The sequence below is a fragment of the Streptomyces sp. NPDC050560 genome (assembly GCF_044457285.1).
Taxonomy (GTDB): domain Bacteria; phylum Actinomycetota; class Actinomycetes; order Streptomycetales; family Streptomycetaceae; genus Streptomyces.
Genome location: NZ_JBITGT010000010.1, coordinates 38,576 through 57,568, shown reverse-complemented (window position 1 = coordinate 57,568; position 18,993 = coordinate 38,576). Strand labels below are relative to the sequence as shown.

The 18,993-nt window shown below is 73.8% G+C and carries 17 protein-coding genes; 9 read left to right on the top strand and 8 right to left on the bottom strand.

What is annotated here, in order from left to right; translation table 11 throughout:
• Nucleotides 1-54: 54 nt before the first annotated feature.
• The 4 genes from ACIBIW_RS23375 to ACIBIW_RS23360 all read right to left on the bottom strand — a co-directional run bounded on the left by ACIBIW_RS23375 (nt 55) and on the right by ACIBIW_RS23360 (nt 3,800).
• Nucleotides 55-855, bottom strand: coding sequence for an ABC transporter permease (locus tag ACIBIW_RS23375; RefSeq protein WP_399338932.1), 801 nt, complete (start codon nt 853-855; stop codon nt 55-57).
• Nucleotides 852-1,697: an ABC transporter permease gene (locus ACIBIW_RS23370; protein ID WP_399338931.1), complete on the bottom strand. Its 846-nt coding sequence runs from the start codon at nt 1,695-1,697 to the stop codon at nt 852-854. Before ACIBIW_RS23370 ends, ACIBIW_RS23375 begins: the two co-directional genes overlap by 4 nt.
• Nucleotides 1,694-2,770, bottom strand: a complete 1,077-nt coding sequence (locus ACIBIW_RS23365; protein ID WP_399338930.1) for an ATP-binding cassette domain-containing protein — start codon at nt 2,768-2,770, stop codon at nt 1,694-1,696. The genes ACIBIW_RS23370 and ACIBIW_RS23365 overlap by 4 nt, the downstream gene beginning before the upstream one ends.
• Before the next feature lie 385 nt (nt 2,771-3,155).
• Nucleotides 3,156-3,800 carry a TetR/AcrR family transcriptional regulator gene (locus ACIBIW_RS23360; protein WP_399338929.1) on the bottom strand — a complete coding sequence of 215 codons (645 nt, stop codon included), beginning with the start codon at nt 3,798-3,800 and terminating at the stop codon, nt 3,156-3,158.
• A gap of 81 nt (nt 3,801-3,881) precedes the next feature.
• Between ACIBIW_RS23360 and ACIBIW_RS23355 the strand changes: the two genes are divergently transcribed.
• Complete coding sequence (locus tag ACIBIW_RS23355; RefSeq protein ID WP_399338928.1) at nt 3,882-5,471, top strand: FAD-dependent monooxygenase; 1,590 nt, start codon at nt 3,882-3,884, stop codon at nt 5,469-5,471.
• Between the two features lie 24 nt (nt 5,472-5,495).
• Here the strand turns inward: ACIBIW_RS23355 and ACIBIW_RS23350 are convergent, their stop codons facing one another.
• From ACIBIW_RS23350 to ACIBIW_RS23335, 4 genes are all read right to left on the bottom strand, one after another.
• Nucleotides 5,496-6,326: a Gfo/Idh/MocA family protein gene (locus ACIBIW_RS23350; protein ID WP_399338927.1), complete on the bottom strand. Its 831-nt coding sequence runs from the start codon at nt 6,324-6,326 to the stop codon at nt 5,496-5,498.
• A complete protein-coding gene (locus tag ACIBIW_RS23345; RefSeq protein WP_399338926.1) occupies nt 6,317-7,363 on the bottom strand; it encodes a Gfo/Idh/MocA family protein in 1,047 nt (348 codons plus the stop codon). Before ACIBIW_RS23345 ends, ACIBIW_RS23350 begins: the two co-directional genes overlap by 10 nt.
• The gene (locus ACIBIW_RS23340; protein WP_399338925.1) at nt 7,360-8,388 is read right to left on the bottom strand and encodes a Gfo/Idh/MocA family protein; all 1,029 of its coding nucleotides are present in this window, start codon (nt 8,386-8,388) and stop codon (nt 7,360-7,362) included. The genes ACIBIW_RS23345 and ACIBIW_RS23340 overlap by 4 nt, the downstream gene beginning before the upstream one ends.
• Nucleotides 8,389-8,485: 97 nt before the next feature.
• Entirely contained in the window at nt 8,486-9,505 is a 1,020-nt protein-coding gene (locus ACIBIW_RS23335) for a LacI family DNA-binding transcriptional regulator (protein WP_399338924.1), read from the bottom strand.
• A 160-nt stretch (nt 9,506-9,665) separates the two neighbouring features.
• Between ACIBIW_RS23335 and ACIBIW_RS23330 the strand changes: the two genes are divergently transcribed.
• The 8 genes from ACIBIW_RS23330 to ACIBIW_RS23295 all read left to right on the top strand — a co-directional run bounded on the left by ACIBIW_RS23330 (nt 9,666) and on the right by ACIBIW_RS23295 (nt 18,916).
• Complete coding sequence (locus ACIBIW_RS23330; RefSeq protein WP_399338923.1) at nt 9,666-10,442, top strand: 6-phosphogluconolactonase; 777 nt, start codon at nt 9,666-9,668, stop codon at nt 10,440-10,442.
• Nucleotides 10,435-11,592: an N-acetylglucosamine-6-phosphate deacetylase gene (locus tag ACIBIW_RS23325; RefSeq protein ID WP_399338922.1), complete on the top strand. Its 1,158-nt coding sequence runs from the start codon at nt 10,435-10,437 to the stop codon at nt 11,590-11,592. The genes ACIBIW_RS23330 and ACIBIW_RS23325 overlap by 8 nt, the downstream gene beginning before the upstream one ends.
• A complete protein-coding gene (locus ACIBIW_RS23320; protein WP_399338921.1) occupies nt 11,589-12,593 on the top strand; it encodes an acyltransferase domain-containing protein in 1,005 nt (334 codons plus the stop codon). The genes ACIBIW_RS23325 and ACIBIW_RS23320 overlap by 4 nt, the downstream gene beginning before the upstream one ends.
• Before the next feature lie 54 nt (nt 12,594-12,647).
• Complete coding sequence (locus ACIBIW_RS23315) at nt 12,648-13,544, top strand: ABC transporter permease (RefSeq protein WP_399338920.1); 897 nt, start codon at nt 12,648-12,650, stop codon at nt 13,542-13,544.
• Between the two features lie 92 nt (nt 13,545-13,636).
• Nucleotides 13,637-14,500, top strand: a complete 864-nt coding sequence (locus ACIBIW_RS23310) for a carbohydrate ABC transporter permease (RefSeq protein WP_399339203.1) — start codon at nt 13,637-13,639, stop codon at nt 14,498-14,500.
• A gap of 72 nt (nt 14,501-14,572) precedes the next feature.
• Nucleotides 14,573-16,219 (top strand): extracellular solute-binding protein, encoded by a 1,647-nt coding sequence (locus tag ACIBIW_RS23305; protein WP_399338919.1) that lies wholly within the window; start codon nt 14,573-14,575, stop codon nt 16,217-16,219.
• A gap of 37 nt (nt 16,220-16,256) precedes the next feature.
• Nucleotides 16,257-17,465, top strand: coding sequence for a D-mannonate dehydratase ManD (gene manD / locus ACIBIW_RS23300; RefSeq protein ID WP_399338918.1), 1,209 nt, complete (start codon nt 16,257-16,259; stop codon nt 17,463-17,465).
• On the top strand, nt 17,462-18,916 hold the full coding sequence (locus ACIBIW_RS23295) for a mannitol dehydrogenase family protein (RefSeq protein ID WP_399338917.1): 1,455 nt from the start codon (nt 17,462-17,464) through the stop codon (nt 18,914-18,916). The genes manD and ACIBIW_RS23295 overlap by 4 nt, the downstream gene beginning before the upstream one ends.
• Nucleotides 18,917-18,993: the final 77 nt, after the last annotated feature.

Genomic DNA, 18,993 nt, shown 5'->3' with positions numbered 1-18,993 from the left:
GCTCACCCGGGGGCGGCCCGGCCCATCGGGGCCGCCCCCGGTCCGCCGCGGCGCTCAGTGGCGGGCCGGTGCCGCAAGGCCCCGTACCGCGAGGGTGCCGAACACCGCGACCAGCCCGACCGTCCAGGCCAGGGTGCCGAGCAGCGGGCCGAGCAGCGCGGTGTGCTCCGCCGCGGCCCGCATGGTGTCAGCGCCCAGGCTCATCGGCAGCACCCGCACCACGGGGCGCAGCGCCCCCGGGTAGGAGTCGAGCGGGGCGAAGCCGGTGTTGAAGAACAGCATCAGGGTGAAGACCATGGACAGGCCGCTGAGGGTGGCGGTGCTCCGGGCGCGTGCGGCGACCGCGCAGACCAGCGCGGCGAAGCCGAGGCCGAGCGCCGAGGGGACGGCGAGGAAGAGCGGCACCGCGGCGGCGCCCGCCGTGCCGCCCGGTCTGAAGCCGAGGGCGCAGCCGACGGCGAGGAAGGCGGCCGAGGTGCCGAGCGCCCTGGCGATCTCCGCGAGCAGCCGGCCGACCAGCAGCGACGTCCGGGGTCCCGGCAGCGCGCGGAAGCGGTCGAGGAGCCCCGACTGCCGTTCGAGCACCAGGGAGACCCCGCTGCCGACGCCGCCGAACACGGTGCCGACGAGGGTGGCCAGCGGCAGGAACCTGTGCAGGCTGTCCCCGCCGGAAGCGGCCGTGACGGTGTCCCCGAAGACGAGGCGGAACACCAGCAGCAGACAGACCGGGAACACCACCGCCTGCACCACGACGACGGGCGACCTCGACCAGCGCCGCAGCAGCCGCCCCGCGTGCAGCCCGCCCTGGGCCAGGGCGCCGGGCGGGTGGGGGGCCTGGGGGTGGACCGCGCTCATGCCGCGGCTCCTCTCGTGGTACGTGCCGGGCGCCTGCCCCTGCGCAGGACCCGGCCGGCGAGCCAGGTGAACAGCACGAGCAGGCCGGCCAGCCAGGCGGCGGTGATCAGCACCGGGCGTGCGGTGGGGCCGCCGGAGGACAGGGCCCGTAGCGCGTCGGCGGCGCGGGAGACGGGCTGGTTGGCGACGAAGGGCCTGATCCAGCCGGGGAATCCGCTCAGCGGGGTGAAGCCGGTGGAGAGCATGGTCAGCAGCAGTTGCGGGACCAGCATGGCGGAGGCGGTGTGCTCCGGGTTGCCGACCTTGAGGCCGAGCGCGACACAGCCGACGCAGAGCACGAGCGCGAAGGCGACGGCGAGCGCGGCGAAGCCGACCGCGGCCCCCGCTCCCGCGCGGAAGCGGAAGCCGAAGGCGGCGGCGATGCCGATGCCGCAGGCCCCGGCGAGCAGGGCGCGGCACAGGTCGGCGCCGAGGCGGCCCGCCACCGGCGCGAGCGTGCCGAGCGGCAGGGTGCGAAACCGCCGGACCATGCCCGATGTGACGTCGGCTGCCATCGCGTCGGCCGCGCTCATCGCCACGAACAGCATGGCCTGGAGCACCACGATCGCGGGCAGCCACTGCACGTAGTCGACGCCGCGCTCGTGCATGACGCCCCGCATCGGCACGTAGAAGCCGACGAAGAAGACCAGGGGCGCGAGGACGGCGCCGGAGATCTCGGCGGTGTCCCGCTTCAGCAGGGTGACGGCGCGCAGCGCGAGCACCCACGACTGGACGGGCGCGGAGGCCGCCGGGGCCGGCGTGTCCCAGGCGGGGGCGGTCGGGGCCGCGGGGCCGGCGCTCATCCGACGCTCTCCTTCGTGGAGTACGCCCGCCGTGACGCGCCGTCGCCGCCCGCCTCGTCGGCCCCGGGCCCTTCGCCGTCGTCGGCCCCGTCCGTCCCGGCGCTCTCGCCGGTGTCGTGCCCGGTGAGGGCGAGGAACACCTCGTCGAGTGAGGGGCGGCGCAGCGCGATGTCGTCGAGCGGGATGCCCTCGCCCTCCGTCCTGCGGACGGCCTCCGCGAGGGTGGCGGGTCCTTCGGGGGCGGGCAGCACGACCGTGTCGTCGCGGCGGCGGGCGCCGAGCGCGGCCAGCGCGGTGAGCAGCCGGTCGGCGTCGGCGGGGTCGGCCGGGGCGATCTCGCAGAAGACTCCGCCGACCTGCTCCTTGAGCTGGGCGGGGGTTCCGGTGGCGATGTCACGGCCGTGCTCGATCACCACCACCCGGTCGGCGAGCCGGTCCGCCTCCTCCAGGTACTGGGTGGTGAGCAGCACGGCCACACCGCGGTCGCGCAGCTCGCGCACGGAGTCCCAGAGGGCGAGGCGGCTGCGCGGGTCGAGCCCCGTGGTGGGCTCGTCGAGGAAGACGACGGCGGGGTCGCGTACGAGGCAGGCGGCGAGGTCGAGCCTTCGGCGCATGCCGCCCGAGTAGCCGCGGCTGCGCCGGTCGGCGGCGTCGTCGAGGCCGAAGGCGGCGAGCAGTTCCGCGGCGCGCTCCTTCGCCCGCGCCTTGGGCAGGCCGAGGAGCCGGGCGAAGAGGACCAGGTTCTCCCGCCCGGTCAGCTCCTCGTCGACGGCCGCGTACTGCCCGGTGAGGGCGATGGCGGCGCGCACCGCCGCGGGGTCGGCGACCACGTCGTGGCCCGCGACCAGGGCGCGTCCGCCGTCCGGGGGCTCCAGGGTGGACAGCACGTTGACGGTGGTGGTCTTGCCCGCGCCGTTGGGCCCGAGCAGTCCGACGATCTCCCCCGCGCCGACGGTGAGGGAGAGGCCGTCGAGCGCGGGCCGCCCGCCGTAGGCGAGCCGCAGCCCCTCCACGACGACGGGCGCCGACGCGCCCGGTGGGCCCGCAGTGCCGCTGTCCTTGCCGGAGTTCACCGTGTTCGCACCTCTTCCGCTCTTCCCGGCCACCGGGTCGGGCCGGACAGGGCGCGAATTTACAACAGCGCGTCACTATTAGGCAAGGCATACCTAAGTTGTCGATGTCGGGGGTTCTTCGCGAGGTGGTGTCGGGAGGCGGCGCGGAGGAGGCGCGTGGAGTGAATGGGCGCTACGGGAGACCGGCCGCGCGACATGGGTGAGCTGCCGCGGGCCAGGGGTGAGCGGCGTGTGGCGCGGACGGGTCCGACGCGGCGGCGGGCGACGCCCGGTCGGCGATGCGGCGGTAGGCGACGCCCGGTCGGCGATGCGGCGGTGGGGCCGGCACGGAGGGGGGCCGCCGCGGAAACCGCGGCGCGCCCCGGCGGGGGGGGGGGACGGTCCGTCAGTCGGGGCGGGGGCCGCCGAGCCTGGCGAGTACGCGGGCGAGCTGCTCGGCATAGTGCTCGACCAGCTCCGGCGAGTCACTGTCGGCGCCGAAGAGGCCGCGGACCAACTGCGGGTAGACCGCCAGGGCGTTGCTCGCGCTCAGGGCGATGAGCAGCAGGGCGGCCGGGTCGATGCCGTCGTCGATCTCCCCGGCGCGCTGGCGTTCGCGGATGCCCTCCACCTCGTGCCCCAGCCGGGTGTCGCGGGCCTGCGCCTCGGCGTCGTCCCCGCCGGTGTACTCAAGTCCGTCCCAGGCGAGCAGGCGACCGCTGTGGTGGTCCGCCACGCTCGCCCGCACATAGCCCTTGACCATCTCGCCGAGGTCCATGCCGTCGGGGAACGCCGCCGCCTCGTAGGCCCGCCATCTGCGGCCCATTTCGCGGTACAGCCCCTCCTTGCCGTCGAAGTAGTACGCGATGAGCTGCTGGTTGACACCGGCGCGCCCGGCGATCGCGGACACCCGGGCACCGGCGAAGCCCTTCGCCGCGAACTCCTCCATGGCGGCGTCCAGGATGCGCGCCTTGGTGCGCTCGGGGTCGCGCCGCCGCTCGTGCGGGGCCGGCGCACGCCGCGCGCCCGTGTCGCTCTGCTTCGAGGCCATGCCCGGCATTCTGCCATCCGTCCGCCCAACTCATTCATCCATCTGTTTGACAGAATTATTCATCCATATAATTATGCCGCCATGAACACACCACCCCAGACCCAGGTACTCGTCGTCGGAGGCGCCCTCACCGGGCTGAGCGCCGCCCTGTTCCTCGCCCACCGGGGCGTGTCCGTGACGCTCGTGGAGCGCCATACCGACCTGCTCGTCCACCCGAGGCTGCGCGGCATCACACCCCGCACCGTGGAGGTGTTCGAACAGGTGGGCCTCGGTGGGGCGATCCGGGCGGAGAGCGCGCGGCGCGCGGACGGCGCGTTCGTACCGCTGCGGGCCGAGACGCTGGCCGGGCCCTACGAGCCGGTGGCGGAGGCGGCGGAGGAGTTCACCGACCCGCTCTCCTACGGCACGTCGGCCTTCGCGGGGATCGACCAGGACAGGCTCGAAGTCGTCCTGCGCGACCGCGCCCGCGAACTCGGCGTGGACCTGCGGTACTTCACCGAGGTCACCGCCCTGGACCAAAACGTCGGCGGTGTGACGGCGACGCTCAGGGACCGGGCGAGCGGCGACGAGACCCGGTGCCGCGCCCGGTACGCCGTCGCCGCCGACGGGGCGAGGAGCGGGACCCGTGCCCGGCTCGGGATCGAGAGCGACGGCCCGGGGGTGCTCTTCGACACGATCACCGCGCTCGTCGAGGCCGACCTCGCGCCCGCCGTCCGCGGCCGCCGGATAGGCATCGCCTACCTACAGCGACCGCGCCCGTTCAGCTCGCTGATGCCGCACGACGACTCGGGCGCGCGGTGGCTGTTCAGCACCGGCTACGACCCACGGCACGAGTCCCTCGCGGAGTTCACCCCCGAGCGGGTGGCGCGGATGGTGCGGGAGGCGTCGGGACTCGACGACGTCGCGGTCACACTGCGGCCGCAGATCCCCGGCACCGACGTCACCGTGCTCGGCTTCCCGATCGGCGCGCGGGTGGCCAGGGCGTACCGCCGCGGCCGGGTGTTCCTGGCCGGGGACGCGGCGCGCATCCAGCCGCCCACCGGCGGGTTCGGCGGCAGCACCGGCATCCAGGACGCGCACAACCTGGCCTGGAAGCTGGCCGCCGTCCTCGCGGGCTCGGCAGGCCCTGGGCTGCTCGACACCTACGACGCCGAGCGGCGGCCGTACGGCAGGCTCGCGATGGAGCAGGCGCTCGCCCGCTTCGGCGACCGGATGTCGGACGGCGCGCGGGGCGAACTGCTCCCCTACTCGGCCGTGACGACGGGCTTCAGATACGCCTCGGCGGCCGTGCCCGGCAGCCACCCGGCCGACCCGGTCCCCGCCGTCGAACTCGCCGCGCAGCCCGGCACCCGCGCGCCGCACCGCCCGACCGCCGACGGCGGCTCGACCCTCGACCTGTACGGCGACGCCTTCGTCCTGCTGGCAGGGCGCGACGGGGCGGCGTGGACGCGGGCCGCGAAGGACCTCGCGACCGCGCTGGGCGTCGAGATCCGCTCCCACGTGCTGGGCGCGGACGTGGACGTCGAGGGCGGGGAGAAGGCGCACGGGATCGGCGCCGACGGCGCGGTGCTCGTCCGCCCCGACGGCTTCGTCGCCTGGCGCGCCGCGTCGGGCGCGGCGGACCCGGCCGCCGTGCTCACCGGAGTCCTCCGCGCCGTCCTCGCCAGGTAGCGGCACGGGGCCCCACGCCCGTGGCTACAGGGCCCCGGCGATCGATTCGAGTACCTGGACGGGGCGCAGCAGGTCGGTGTACGCGATGGGCGGTTCGTGGGTGCGCGCCATGGTGAGGAACGCTTCGAGGCCCGGGACGCAGTAGTGCGCGTCGAGGGTCAACTCCCTTGCCGCCACCGCGTCCTGGGTGACGACCGTGCCGTGGAAGGGGATCTGGCGCGCCCCTTCCGGCCTGACGAGGTTCACCACCACGCGGGTGGGCCCGGCGGTGAAGACGGCCGTCACCGTGGTGTCGGTGGTGTGCGTGTGCACCGCCGAGACCGGCCCGGGCGCGAGCCGAAGGGCGACGTCGACGGGGTGGATGCCGTAGAAGAAGATGCCGCCGTGCTCGCTGGCGGGGTCGGCCGGACCCGAGGTGACCACCGCCCGGGGCGGTCCTTCGAGTGCGGTGGCCAGCGCGTCGGTGTCCGCGACCCATCGCAGCGCCGAGGACGAGGTGAGGGGCGCGTCATGGGCGACGGCGGCGTCGACGATGGCCTGTGCGTCCGTGACGGTGCAGGCGAGCGGTTTGTCGACGAAGACGGGCAGCCCCGCGGTGAGGAAGGGCAGCGCGTGCGCGCGGTGCAGACCGCCGTGCCGGTCGGTGATGATGACGGCGTCGACCGAGCGCAGCAGGTCGGCGGGCTCGTCGACGATCAGGTCGATATGGCCGGTGCGGGCCAGCGCCTCGTTCCTCGGGCTGTGTCCCCCGCTGAGCGCGACGATACGGGCGTCCCCGGCGGCCTGTCGGACGTTGAGGTGGTCGATGATGTGGTCACCGTGGCTGTTCTCGGTGCCGATGATGCCTATGCGCATGCCGGGGCTCCGTTCAGGGCGACGGAGTCGCCGGTGCGGGCGGATTCGTAGACGGCAAGGACCACTTGGAGCGCCCTGCGGCCCTCCCGGGTGCCGACGAGCGGCGGGCGCCCCTCCGCCACGGCGGCGAGGAAGTCCAGGTACTGGTCGCGGTGGGCGGTGTCTATGGAGTCCTGCCCGGCCGGTTCCGGCAGTACGGGAGCCTGGTGGTGGGCGTGCTCCGCCCCCGGCTCCTGCCCTTCGCGGGTGTGGAAGTAGGTGAGTTCCTCCCGTTCGATGACCGCGCTGCCCTGGTCGCCGTGGACGGCGAGGCGTACGGGCAGGCCCGGGTAGGCGGCGGTGGTGGCGGTGAGGGTGCCGAGCGCGCCGCTCGCGAAGCGTATGGCCGCGGACACGGTGTCCTCGACGTCGATGCGCGCGTGGGCGAGGCAGGCGTCGAAGGCCCGTACCTCGACGGGTTCGCCGAGCATCCAGACCAGCAGGTCGAGCGCGTGGATGCCCTGGTTCATGAGGGCGCCGCCGCCGTCGACGGCGCGGGTGCCGCGCCAGCCGCCCGAGTCGTAGTACTCCTGGGGGCGCCAGAAGGTGGACTCGGCGACGGCCGAGGTCACCCGGCCGAGCCGGCCCGCGGTGATGGCCTCGTGGACGAAGGCGGGCGCGGGCTGGAAGCGGCGTTGGCTGATGACGGCGACGGTGCGGCCGCTGGCGCGCTCCGCCGCGAGGATACGGTCGGCGGCCTCCAGGGTGATGTCCAACGGCTTCTCGACGACGACGTGTTTGCCCGCCTCCAGGGCCGCGACCGCCAGGTCGGCGTGGTTGCCGCTGGGGGTGCAGACGGCGACCGCGTCGATGTCGTCGCGGGTCATGGCGGCCCCGATGTCGTCGGTGGCCTCGGCGCCGAACCGGGCCGCGAGCCGCTCGGCGCGCTCCCGTTCGCGGTCGGCGACGCGGACGAGGTCGCCGCGGCCGTCCAGGGAGGTGATGAGCCGGGCGTGGACCTCGCCTATGACACCGGCGCCCACCAGCAGGAATCTCATGACGGTGCTCCGTTCGCCGGGGAGGTGTGCCGGGTGGTCCAGGAGTGGGGTGTGCCGCCCTCGTCGGCGCTGAGCTGGGCCAGCAGGGCGATGCGGGTGACGGCGACGCTCTGTGCGGTGTCGACCTCGGGGACCCGCCCCGCGGCGAGGGCGCTCAGCGCCTCGTCGCCCGGGCGGCGTCCCGGCGGCAGCGGCACCTCGTGGGGTTCGCGGGTGTCGGTGACGGCGGTCAGCGTGTGCCGCGCCCACAGCAGTTCGGCGACGCCCCGGGTGCCGGTCAGCCGCATCCGGTAGTCGCCGTGCCAGGGGGCGGCGGCCGGGGTGAGCCAGCTCACCTCGATGGTGGCGGCGAGCGTGCCCGCCCTCAGCAGCACCGCGCCGCTGAGCGGGAAGCCGTCGGGGGCCGGGGCGCTGACGGCCGTGACGGTGCCCTCGGAGGCGTGGGACAGGTGCAGGACCAGGTCGATGTCGTGGACGGCGAGGTCGGAGATGATGCCGCCGTAGCTGCGGCGGTCGAGGAACCAGGCGGGGCGCTGCGCGCGCCTGAGCTTGTGCGGCCCCGAGGCCGCGACCGTCGCCAGCTCGCCCAGCTCGCCCCGGGCGAGCAACTGCCGGGCGGCGACGGTCTCCGGGTAGTGGCGCTTCTCCAGCAGCAGCGAGACGGTGCGGCCGGTGCGGGCGGCGGCCTCCTCGATGGCGTCCAGGTCGTCGAGCGTGGTGCACAGCGGCTTGTCGGCCAGGACGTGGGCGCCTGCCTCCAGCGCGTCGATGACGGCGCGTGCCCGCTGGGCGTAGATTCCGGCGACCATGACGACGTCGGGCCCGTGGTCCGCCAGCAGCGCGCGGTGGTCGCGGTAGGACGGGACGCGGTGCGGGTGGGCGTGGGTGTGGGCGAGTGCGGGGTCGGGGTCGGCGACCGCGACGAGCGCGAGGCCGTCGTGGTGGGGAAGTTCGTCGAGCGCGTAGGTGACATGGGGGTGCGCGGCGCCGAGGACGGCCAGCCGAAGCACCGGGGTGTCTGGCATGCCGGGCATTGAAGTGCGCAACCGGTTGCACGTCAAGGGCGAGACCTCCGCCGCCCCGGCGGGAGAGTTGCAGCCGGGGCGGCGGACCCGTGCGGGATCAGGGCCGCGGCGCGGTGGTGGCGCGTACGACCAAGGACGTGTCCAGCAGCACCCGGACGTCGGAGGCGGCGCGCGCGCCCTGTTCGAGGCGCTGGGTCAGCAGGTCGACCGCGGTGGCGCCCGCCTCGCTCGCACGGGCGGACACGGTGGTCAGGGGCGGGTATGTCTGGGAGGCCATCACATCGTCGCAGCCGACCACGCTGAACTCGTCAGGGACCGCGACCTGGTGCTCGGCGAGCCCGGCGAGCACCCCGTGCGCGAGCAGATCGTCGAAGGCGACCACGGCGGTGACCCCGGAGGCGAGCAGCCCGGGCACCGCCTGCTGACCGGCCGCGTAGCTGGAGATACGGGCGGGCAGCAGGCTCGGTTCCACCCCCAGCCGCTCGGCGGTCCTGCGGAACGCCTTCCTGCGCTGGCTGTTGGCCCAGGAGCGGGCGGGCCCGCTCAGATAGGCGAGGTGCGAGTGGCCGAGGGCGGCCAGGTGCTCGACCGCCTCGGTGACCCCGGCGGCGGTGTCGATCAGCACCCGGGGCAGGCCCGGCAGGTCGCGGTTGACCAGGATCACCGGGCGCCGCGCCGCGTGGGTGCGGATCTGCTCGTCGCTCAGCCGGCTCGCCGCGAGCACGAACCCGTCGACCTGGAGGCCGAGCTTGTTCATGAGCAGGTGCTCGCGCGCCGGGTCCTCCGCGCTGTTGCCCAGCAGGACGGCGAGCCCGGCGGTGTCGGCGCGGCCCTCGACGGAGCCGATCAGCGGCGGGAAGAAGGGGTTGGCGATGTCGGGCACGATCACGGCGAGCAGCCCGTGGCGCCCCGTGGACAGGGCCTTGGCGGCGGGATTGGGCACGTAGCCCAGGTCGCGGGCGGCGGCGTGGACCCGGGCGACGGTCTCGGGGCGCAGCACCCTGGGGTTGCCGAACGCGCGCGAGGCGGTGGCGCGGGAGACGCCCGCCGCCTGGGCGACGCTGGCGAGGGTGGGCGTGGCGGGCCCTGGCGTGGTGCCGTCGGCGCGTGGGGACATGGGCGTCACTGTAGCGGCGCCGCCCCGGGCGGACGCGCGCTGTTCGCGCCATTGACGTGCAACCGATTGCACGCTTTCATGTGCGCCACCCGGGGGCCATCGGCACCCCACATTCCCGACCGCCCCGACGGAGCGGTACTCACGGCAGGAACGGCTTGTGATGCCCAGTCCCACCTCTGCCCTCGATGTACGCGTCACCACCACGCCCGAAGAGACGGGCCGCGCCGCGGCGGCCGCCGTCGCGGAGGCGCTGCGGTCCACGCTGGCGCGGAAGGGCTCGGCGCGGGTGGTCTTCGCCGCGGCGCCCAGCCAGCTCCCGCTGCTCACGGCGTTGCGCGGCCGCGACGACATCGACTGGACGCGGGTGACCGCCTTCCACATGGACGAGTACATCGGTCTCGCCCCCGACGCGCCGCAGCGCTTCGGACCGTGGCTGCGCCGCGCCCTGTTCGACCATGTGCCCCTCGCCGACGCCCTTCTCATCGACCCGGGCCCGCAGCCCGGGAAGGCGGCCCGCGGCTATGCGCGCCTGCTGGACGAGGGCCCCCTCGACCTGGTCTGCCTGGGCATCGGCGTCAACGGGCACCTCGCCTTCAACGATCCCCCGGTCGCCGACCTCGACGACCCGCTCGACGTCAAGGTGGTGGAGCTGGACGGGGCATGCCGTCGCCAGCAGGTCGACGACGACTGCTTCGAGGCGTTGGAGCAGGTCCCCACGCACGCGGTCACCCTGACGGTGCCGCGTCTGCTGCGGGCCGAGCGCCTGGTCGGCACGGTGCTCGGGCGCCGCAAGAGCGCGGCCGTGCGGGACGCGGTGTGCGCCCCGGTCGGCGCGGCCTGCCCCGCCACCGCGCTGCGCACCCACCCCCGGTGCACGCTCCACGTCGACACCGGCGCCGCCGCGCTGCTGCCGGAGGAGGTGGTGCACGGTGGCTGAGCAGCGGCTCACGGGGCGCGACCCGGACACCGGGCGGCCGCTTGCGGTGTCGGTGGCCGACGGTGTCATCACGGCGGTCGGCGAGGGCCCGGCGGACGAGACGCACTGGCTCTCCCCCGGCCTGGTGGACCTCCAGGTCAACGGTTTCGCGGGGCACGACCTGAACGCCCCGGGGCTGACCGTCGACGTGGTGAGCGCGCTCGTGCGGAGCCTGCACGCCCGCGGTGTCACCACGTTCGTCCCGACGCTGGTCACCGCGGAGCACGAGCGGACCGCGGACGCGCTCGCGGTGATCGCCGCCGCCCGCAGGGCCGATCCGCTGGTCGCGCACGCCGCGCCGTACGTGCACCTCGAAGGCCCGCACATCTCGCCGCAGGACGGGCCGCGCGGGGTGCACGCCGAGCGGTGGGTCAGACCGCCGTCGACGGACGAGTTCGAGGCGTGGCAGCGGGCGTGCGGCGGGCTGGTCGGCATGGTCACCCTCTCCCCGCACCATCCGGGCTCCGCGGCGTACATCGCCCACCTCACCGCCCGGGGTGTCCACGTCGCCGTCGGGCACACCCACGCCGACCCCGGCCAGATCCACGCGGCCGCCGCGGCGGGCGCCCGGCTCAGCACCCATCTGGGCAACGGGGCGCACGCCGTCCTGCCGCGGCACCCGAACTACCTGTGGAGCCAGCTCGCCGACGACCGCCTCACCGCGAGCCTGATCGCCGACGGCCACCATCTGCCCGCCGACACCCTCGTCGCCATGCTCCGCGCCAAGGGGCAGGACCGGTGTGTCCTGGTGTCCGACGCGGTCGCGCTGGCGGGCTGCCCGCCGGGCCACTACGAGACTCCGGTCGGCGGCCGCGTCGAACTCCACGACGACGGACGGCTGGTGGCGGCCGGCACCCCCTATCTCGCCGGGGCCGCCCGCTGTCTGTCCGAGGGGGTGGCGCACGTCGTGGCGGCGGCCGGTCTCGGTCTCGGTGCGGCGCTGCGCATGGCGACCGCGGGGCCCGGCCGGTTCGTGGCGGACCGTGGCCGCTTGGCAGTGGGCGGGCCCGCCGACCTCGTCCGTTTCGCCTTCGCGCCCGGGGACCGGGACCTCACGGTGCACACGGCCCTGCTGCTGGGGCGCCCCGCGCCCGGAGGGAGTCCACGGTGACCGCGGCACACCGGGGCGCCGAGGCGCCCGCCTTCGACGCCGACGCACACGCGTGGGCGGCGACCCTCGCCGCACTCCCGGCCACGGGCCCGGCGCGGACCGGCCCCGAGCCCTGTACGGATGCTCAACTCGCGGCGCGCATGGACCTGTTGGACGTGCCCGAGCGGGACCGCGACACCGTGCTGCGCACCTGGCCGGGACACCGGGTGGACGGCGAGCTGTGGCGCGCCCTGTGCGCCTGCCATCGCGCCCTGTTCGACGACACCGTGCCGCCCTCCCGGCTGCCGTGGCCAGACGCCCCGGCCCGCCTCGGCGCGCACGGCCGCCACTTCTACGTCCACCTCTGCCTCGCCGCGCTGCCGCGCCTGCTGGAGACCCACCGACGCCTGGGGGTCGACCCGCGCGTCACCCGGGACACCGTCGCCGACGTGGGCGCCAAGATGGCCACCTACCGCCTCGCCCACCGCACCGGGGGGCTCGACCGGCAGCGGTGGCTCGTACGGCACTTCAGGGCCACCCTCTTCCGTGTCGGCCGCCTCCAGTTCGACCGCGCCGTACTGGCGGCCGACGCCTACGGGGGCGCACCGCCGGACGGCCCCGCTGACGGGGAGCACGTCCTGGAACTGCACATCCCCGGCGACGGTCCGCTGACGCCCGGCCTGTGCGACGCGTCGCTCCGCGAGGGCGCGCGCTTCTTCGCCACCCACTTCCCCGGCGAGCGCCACACCCAGGCGGTCTGCCGGTCCTGGCTCCTGGACGAGCAGTTGGCCGCGCTGCTGCCCCCGACGTCCAACATCCTCGGATTCCAGCGGCGTTTCACCCTCTTCGGCGCCTCGCAGCCCTGCGACGACGCCGTCCTCGAATTCGTCTTCCACGCCCCGCCGGGAACGGCCGACCTCGCACGGCTGCCCCGGCGCACCACCCTCCAGCGGGCCGTCCTCACGCACCTGGAGGGCGGCGGCCACTTCCGGCAGCGCTGCGGCCGGCTGCCGCTGCCCTGACCCCCGCACCACGCACGCCGCGCCGGCACACGCGCAGAAAGGAGTAACGGCCCGATGTGGCACCGTCTGACACGGCACCGGACGCTGATCCTGCTCATGCTGCCCGGCCTGCTCTACTTCCTCCTCTTCCACTACGGCGCCTTCGTCGGCAACGTCGTCGCCTTCAAGGACTACGTCCCCTTCGACGGCCTGTGGGCCAGCCCCTGGACGGGCACCGCGAACTTCGGCCGTATGCTCGGCGACCCGGAGTTCTGGCACGCGACCTGGAACACCGTCGCGATCGCCGTGCTCCAGCTCGTCTTCTTCTTCCCGGTGCCGCTGGCGATCGCCCTGCTGCTGCACAGCCTGACCTCGTCCGTGCTGCGCCGCTTCGTGCAGTCCGTCGTCTATCTGCCGCACTTCCTCTCGTGGGTCATCGTCGTCGCCCTCTTCCAGCAAGTCCTGGGCGCCACAGGCTTGTTGAACAACGTCCTCCAGGACACCGGGCTGCACAGCGTCGACATCATCGGCAACCCGGACGCGTACAAGCCGCTCGTCGTGGCCGAGGTCGTCTGGAAGGACGCCGGCTGGGGCACCATCATCTTCCTCGCGGCGCTGATGAACGTCGACGAGCAGAGCTACGAGGCCGCCGCCATCGACGGGGCCGGCCCCTGGCGCCGCTTCTGGCACGTCACACTGCCCGCCATCCGCCCGGTGATCGTCCTCCTGCTGATCATGCGGCTCGGCGACATACTCTCCGTCGGCTTCGAACAGATGCTGCTGCAACGCCAGTCGGTGGGGCCCGAGGCGGGCGAGGTGCTGGACACCTTCGTGTTCTGGCAGGGGCTCGTGAACGGCGACACCGGGTACGCGGCGGCGGCCGGGCTGTTCAAGGGGCTCGTGGGCGCCGCCCTCGTCTTCGCCGCCAACAAGATCGCCCACCGTCTCGGCGAGCAGGGGGTGTACCGATGACCGCTCCGGCGAGCGAGCTGCGCCGCACCCGGCGCGAGACGGCGGCGGCACGCGGGGCGCGGCACCGGCAGGGCACCCCGCGGCCCGCCTGGATGGAACGCCCCGCACCCCTGACACAGGCCGGCAAGGGCCTCGCCCTGACCGTGCTGGTGGCCCTCGTCCTCATACCCTTCCTGGTCATCGTGTCGACGTCGCTGGCCTCCAACCGCGACGTCGTCGCGAACGGCGGCTGGGTGCTGTGGCCGACACACCCCACCCTGCGCGCCTACTCCACGATCCTCGGCGGCGGCATCGTCACCAAGGCGCTCGCCGTGAGCGCCGGTGTCACCCTCGTCGGCACCGCGCTCTCCCTGGCCTGTACGACCTTCCTCGCCTACGCCCTGTCGCGCCCCGGCGTCGTCGGCGGCAGGCCCGTGCTCCTGCTCGTCCTGTTCACGTTCCTCTTCCCACCCGGCATGATCCCCGCGTACCTCCTGGTCAAGGGGCTCGGCATGCTGGACACCTACGCCTCGCTCGTCCTGCCCGTCCTCGTGAACGTCTTCAACCTCGTCGTCCTGCGGGGCTTCTTCCAGGGCATCCCGGAGGAGCTGTACGAGGCGGCGCGGCTGGACGGCGCCGGGGACTGGACGATCCTGTGGCGCATCGTCCTGCCGCTGTCGAAGGCCGCCCTCGCCGTCGTCGCGCTCTTCTACGCGGTGACGTACTGGAACGCCTGGTTCCATGCCTCGATCTATCTGGAGTCGGGCCACTGGCCGCTTCAGCAGGTGCTGCGCACCTATGTGGTCGGCGGCGCGCAGATCGCCGACACGGGGCTGAGCGAGGCGGGGCAGGTGTCCGCGCCGCAGACCACGCAGATGGCGGTCCTGGTCATCGCCACCGTGCCGATCCTGCTGGTCTACCCCTTCCTCCAGAAGTACTTCACCAAGGGCGTGCTCACCGGCGCCATCAAGAGCTGACCCGGCGGCCTCCTCGCCGCCCGTCCGGCTCCCCTCCCGCTCCTCCACCACCTCCTCAGAAGGGCCGGTGACATGAACGCCCCCACCCCCTCGCGCCGTACGCTGCTCCGCTCCCTGGCGGTCGTGGGCGCCTCCCTGTCCGCGCCCGCGCTGCTCACCGCCTGCGACACCAAGGAGCACGGGTCGGTCTCCAACACCGGCAAGAAGGCCGCCGCGCTGCCCGCCTACGTGCCGCGCACGGTGGTGGAGCCGGACCTGGCGGCCGACGAACACGGTGTCCAGGCCGGGTTCCTCTCCTACCCAGGACACCTCGCCTCTGGTGTCGCGGAGCGTCCCGGCACGGGCAGGGAGCGCGTCAAGGTGCTCAGCATCACCTACGGCACACCCCCGAAGCCCGCGTCGCACAACCGGTTCTACGCGGCCGTGCAGAAGGCACTCGGGGTGCGGCTCGACTTCACCGCCGTGCCTGAGGCCGACTTCCGCGCCAAGATGACCACGGTGTTCGCCGGTGACGACCTGCCCGACATCATCAGCATCGGCGGCGGTTTCGTGCTGCCGCGGGAGGCCGAGTTCGCCCAGTCGCGCTGCGCCGACCTCACCGAGTTCCTCTCCGGTGACGCCGTCAAGGACTATCCCAACCTCGCCAACCTGCCGCCGTACTCCTGGGAGGGCGTCGGACTCGTCGGCGGGCGGCTGTACGGCGTCCCCATCGAACGGCCCAAGATCGGCGACCCGTTGTGGATCAACCGCGAGGCCCTGACCGGGGCCGGGTACCGCCCCGGCATGACGGCGGACGACTTCGCCGCCATGGCGCGGCGGGCCACGTCGGGCAGGAAGTGGGCGCTGGGCGCCTACAGCGGCTCCGCGTTCGGCTACCGCACCTTCGGGCCCTGGCACGGCACCCCCAACGAGTGGCGCATCAGGGACGGCGAGGCCACCGACATGTGGGGCACCGACGCGTTCAAGGAGATGCTGGCCTTCCATGCGAAGCTGCGCGCGAACGGCTCCTACACGCCCAACGCCACCTCGGTGTCCAACGTGGACGAGATGACGCAGTTCTACAACGGCACGGTGCTGTCCATGGTCGACGGCTTCCTCGCCTACCCCAGCGACTTCCAGGGCATCAAGGGCGCCTACACCCTCGACGCCGCCGTGCCCTACACCGTCCCCGGTGTCACCCAGCACTTCCAGCAGACCCGCGGCGCCTTCGGCTACACCCTGCTGAAGAAGGCCCCCAAGGACCGTGTCAGGCTGCTGCTGCGGGTCCTCGACTACCTGGCCGCGCCGTTCGGCACGCGGGAGTACGGCCTCACGCACTACGGCCTGGAAGGCGTCCACTTCAGGCCGAACAAGGACAACGACCCCGTGCCCACCCCGCTCGGCCTGATCGAGTCGAACACCAACCTGCCGCTGAAGTACCTCTGCGACGCCCCCAACGTCCTCTACCAGCCAGGCGGGCCCGACCTCGTCAAACGGCTGCACACCTGGCAGCGGAAGGTCGTCCCGCTGCTGGAGCCCAACGACCGCTGGGGGCTGCAATCCGAGACCTTCACGAGCCGTGGCGCCGGTCTCGACCAGATCCTCGGCGACGGTGTGACCTCGGTCGTGGCGGGGCGCAAGAAGGTCTCCGAGTGGGACGCCGTGTACAAGAAGTGGCGCGACCAGGGCGGCGCCCGGGTCGCGGAGGAGTTCCTGAAGGAACACGAGGCCACCCGTTGACCTGCCGCCGTCCGCGCACCGCCACCGGGGAGAGCGCATGAGGATCACCGAGGCCCGGGTCGTGGTCACCTGCCCCGGCCGCAACTTCGTCACCCTGAAGATCGTCACCGAGGACGGGGTCACCGGCGTCGGCGACGCGACGCTCAACGGCCGCGAACTCGCCGTCGCCGCTTACCTCGACGACCATGTCGTCCCCCTGCTCGCGGGCCGGGACGCCTCCCGTATCGAGGACACCTGGCAGTATCTGTACCGGGGCGCGTACTGGCGGCGCGGCCCGGTGACGATGACCGCCATCGCCGCCGTCGACACCGCGCTGTGGGACATCAAGGGCAAGGTGGCGGGCCTGCCCGTCTACCAGCTACTCGGCGGGCGCTCCCGGGAGGGTGTCACCGTCTACGGGCACGCCAACGCCGAGGACGTCGACGGTGTCCTCGACGAGGTGGCCCACTACAGCGGCCTCGGCTACCGCGCCGTACGCGTCCAGACCGGTGTCCCCGGCCTGGCGTCCACGTACGGCGTCGGCGGTGACCGCATGTTCTACGAACCGGCCGACGCGGCGGTGCCCACCGAGAACGTGTGGTCCACCAGCCGCTACCTCCAGCACGTGCCCACCGTGTTCCGGCGGGTGCGCGAGGAGTTCGGGCCGCGTCTGCGCCTGCTGCACGACGCGCACCACCGGCTCACCCCCATCGAGGCGGCCCGCCTCGGCAGCAGCCTTGAGCCCTACGACCTGACCTGGATCGAGGACCCGGTGCCCGCCGAACTCCAGTCCGGCTACCGGCTGATCCGGCAGCACACCACCACCCCCGTCGCCGTGGGCGAGGTCTTCAACTCCGTCTGGGACTGCAAACAGCTCATCGAGGAACAGCTCGTCGACTACATACGGGCCACCGTGGTGCACGCGGGCGGTATCACCCATCTGCGCCGCATCTTCGACCACGCGGCGCTCCACGACGTGCGCAGCGGCTCGCACGGGGCCACCGACCTGTCGCCGGTGTGCATGGCCGCGGCCCTCCAACTCGACATCAGCATCCCCAACTTCGGCCTCCAGGAGTACATGCGGCACACCCCGGAGACCGACGCCGTCTTCCCGCACACCTACCGCTACGAGGGCGGGTACCTGCACCCCTCGCAGGAGCCGGGGCTCGGGGTGGACATCGACGAGGAGCGGGCCGCCGCGTTCCCGTACCGGCCCGCCCAACTGCCCGTCAACAGGCTGGAGGACGGGACGGTGCACCACTGGTGAGCCGGCTGAACCGCGCCCTCCTGGCCCGCCTGGCCGAGCGGGACGGCCTGCGCCTGCCCGATTACGACACCGCCGACGTGGGCACGGGCGTCGTGCACCTGGGCCTCGGCGCCTTCCACCGGGCCCACCAGGCCGTCTACACCGAGGACGGGCTGCGCGGGGAGGACTGGGGGATCTGCGCCTACACCCAGCGCTCCGACGCCGCGGCGCGGGCACTGGCGCCGCAGGACGGCCTCTACACCGTGGTCGAACGCGGCGCGCAGTCGGCACCGCCCCGGGTCGTCGGCGTGCTGCGCGAGGCGCGCTGCGGTGTGAGCGATCCGGTCACCGCGCCGGAGCGGATCGCCGACCCCGCCATCAGGGTCGTCACCCTCACCGTGACCGAGCGCGGCTACCGGCTGACCCCGTCGCGCCGACTCGACGTCCGCGACCCGCTCGTGGCGCGGGACGCCGCGCTGTTCGACGCCCCGGGCCACCGGCACCGTACCGTCGCGGGACAACTCGCCGCCGCGCTGCACCTGCGCCGTGTCCGCGGCGGCGCGCCCCTCACCGTCGTGCCCTGCGACAACGTCCCAGGAAACGGGCGGGTCGTACGGGCCGTCGTCGACGACTTCTGCGCCCTGCTGCCGCACGGCGCCGCCCTGTCCGAGTGGATCGACGGGCACGTGGCCTTCCCGTCCACCGTGGTCGACCGCATCGTGCCCGCCGCGACCCCCGCGGACCGCCGTGAGACGGCCCGCCGTATCGGGGCGGACGACCTGGGCACCGTGGTGTGCGAGCCGTACCGCCAGTGGGTGGTCGAGGACAGCTTCGCGGCGCCCAGGCCCCACTGGGAGGACGCCGGAGCGACACTCACCGACGACGTCCACCCCTACGAGGCGGTCAAGCTGCGGATGCTCAACGCGGCACACTCCCTCGTCGCCTGCACCGGGGCGCTCGCCGGCCACCCCACCATCGCCGCCGCGCTCGACGACCCCCGTATCGCCGAGGCGGCACGGCAGTTGATGGCGTGCGACGCGGCACCGAGCCTGCGGGCCCCGCACGGCCTGGATCTGACGGTGTATCAGGAGACGGTGCTCGACAGGTTCCGCAACCCGGCACTCGGGCACACCACCGCCCAGGTCGCCACGGACGGGTCCGTGAAGATCCCCATCCGGCTCCTCGGCACCGTCGAGGACCGGCTCGCCGCCGGTGCGGAGCCGCACTGGGCCGCGCTCGCCGTCGCGGCGTGGATGGTCCTCATCGGGCGCGGCACGGACCGGCAGGGGCGTCCGCTGTCCGTGCCCGATCCCCTGGCCGGTCAACTGGCTGGCTCGGGCGCGCTGTTGGGGAACCCGGCGGCGTTCGTCGGCCACTTCCTCGCCGAGCGTGCGGTCTTCCCCGCCCACCTCGCGGACGACCCGGTGCTGCGCCGACTGCTGATCACACACGTACGGGACCTGCTGCGGTGAGCGCCCCGACAGGTCACGCGCGCCCGCCCATTGACGTGCAATCGATTGCACGCAACCATGTCCCGCGCCGCACGACA

Bases quoted from the DNA above. Each gene is read 5' to 3' on its own strand.
- ACIBIW_RS23370 (WP_399338931.1), bottom strand. From the start codon at position 1,697: ATGAGCGCCGGCCCCGCGGCCCCGACCGCCCCCGCCTGGGACACGCCG.
- ACIBIW_RS23335 (WP_399338924.1), bottom strand. From the start codon at position 9,505: ATGTCCCCACGCGCCGACGGCACCACGCCAGGGCCCGCCACGCCCACC.
- ACIBIW_RS23360 (WP_399338929.1), bottom strand. From the start codon at position 3,800: ATGGCCTCGAAGCAGAGCGACACGGGCGCGCGGCGTGCGCCGGCCCCG.
- manD (WP_399338918.1), top strand. From the start codon at position 16,257: ATGAGGATCACCGAGGCCCGGGTCGTGGTCACCTGCCCCGGCCGCAAC.
- ACIBIW_RS23375 (WP_399338932.1), bottom strand. From the start codon at position 855: ATGAGCGCGGTCCACCCCCAGGCCCCCCACCCGCCCGGCGCCCTGGCC.
- ACIBIW_RS23345 (WP_399338926.1), bottom strand. From the start codon at position 7,363: ATGAGATTCCTGCTGGTGGGCGCCGGTGTCATAGGCGAGGTCCACGCC.
- ACIBIW_RS23310 (WP_399339203.1), top strand. From the start codon at position 13,637: ATGGAACGCCCCGCACCCCTGACACAGGCCGGCAAGGGCCTCGCCCTG.
- ACIBIW_RS23355 (WP_399338928.1), top strand. From the start codon at position 3,882: ATGAACACACCACCCCAGACCCAGGTACTCGTCGTCGGAGGCGCCCTC.
- ACIBIW_RS23350 (WP_399338927.1), bottom strand. From the start codon at position 6,326: ATGCGCATAGGCATCATCGGCACCGAGAACAGCCACGGTGACCACATC.
- ACIBIW_RS23330 (WP_399338923.1), top strand. From the start codon at position 9,666: ATGCCCAGTCCCACCTCTGCCCTCGATGTACGCGTCACCACCACGCCC.
- ACIBIW_RS23315 (WP_399338920.1), top strand. From the start codon at position 12,648: ATGTGGCACCGTCTGACACGGCACCGGACGCTGATCCTGCTCATGCTG.
- ACIBIW_RS23340 (WP_399338925.1), bottom strand. From the start codon at position 8,388: ATGCCAGACACCCCGGTGCTTCGGCTGGCCGTCCTCGGCGCCGCGCAC.
- ACIBIW_RS23305 (WP_399338919.1), top strand. From the start codon at position 14,573: ATGAACGCCCCCACCCCCTCGCGCCGTACGCTGCTCCGCTCCCTGGCG.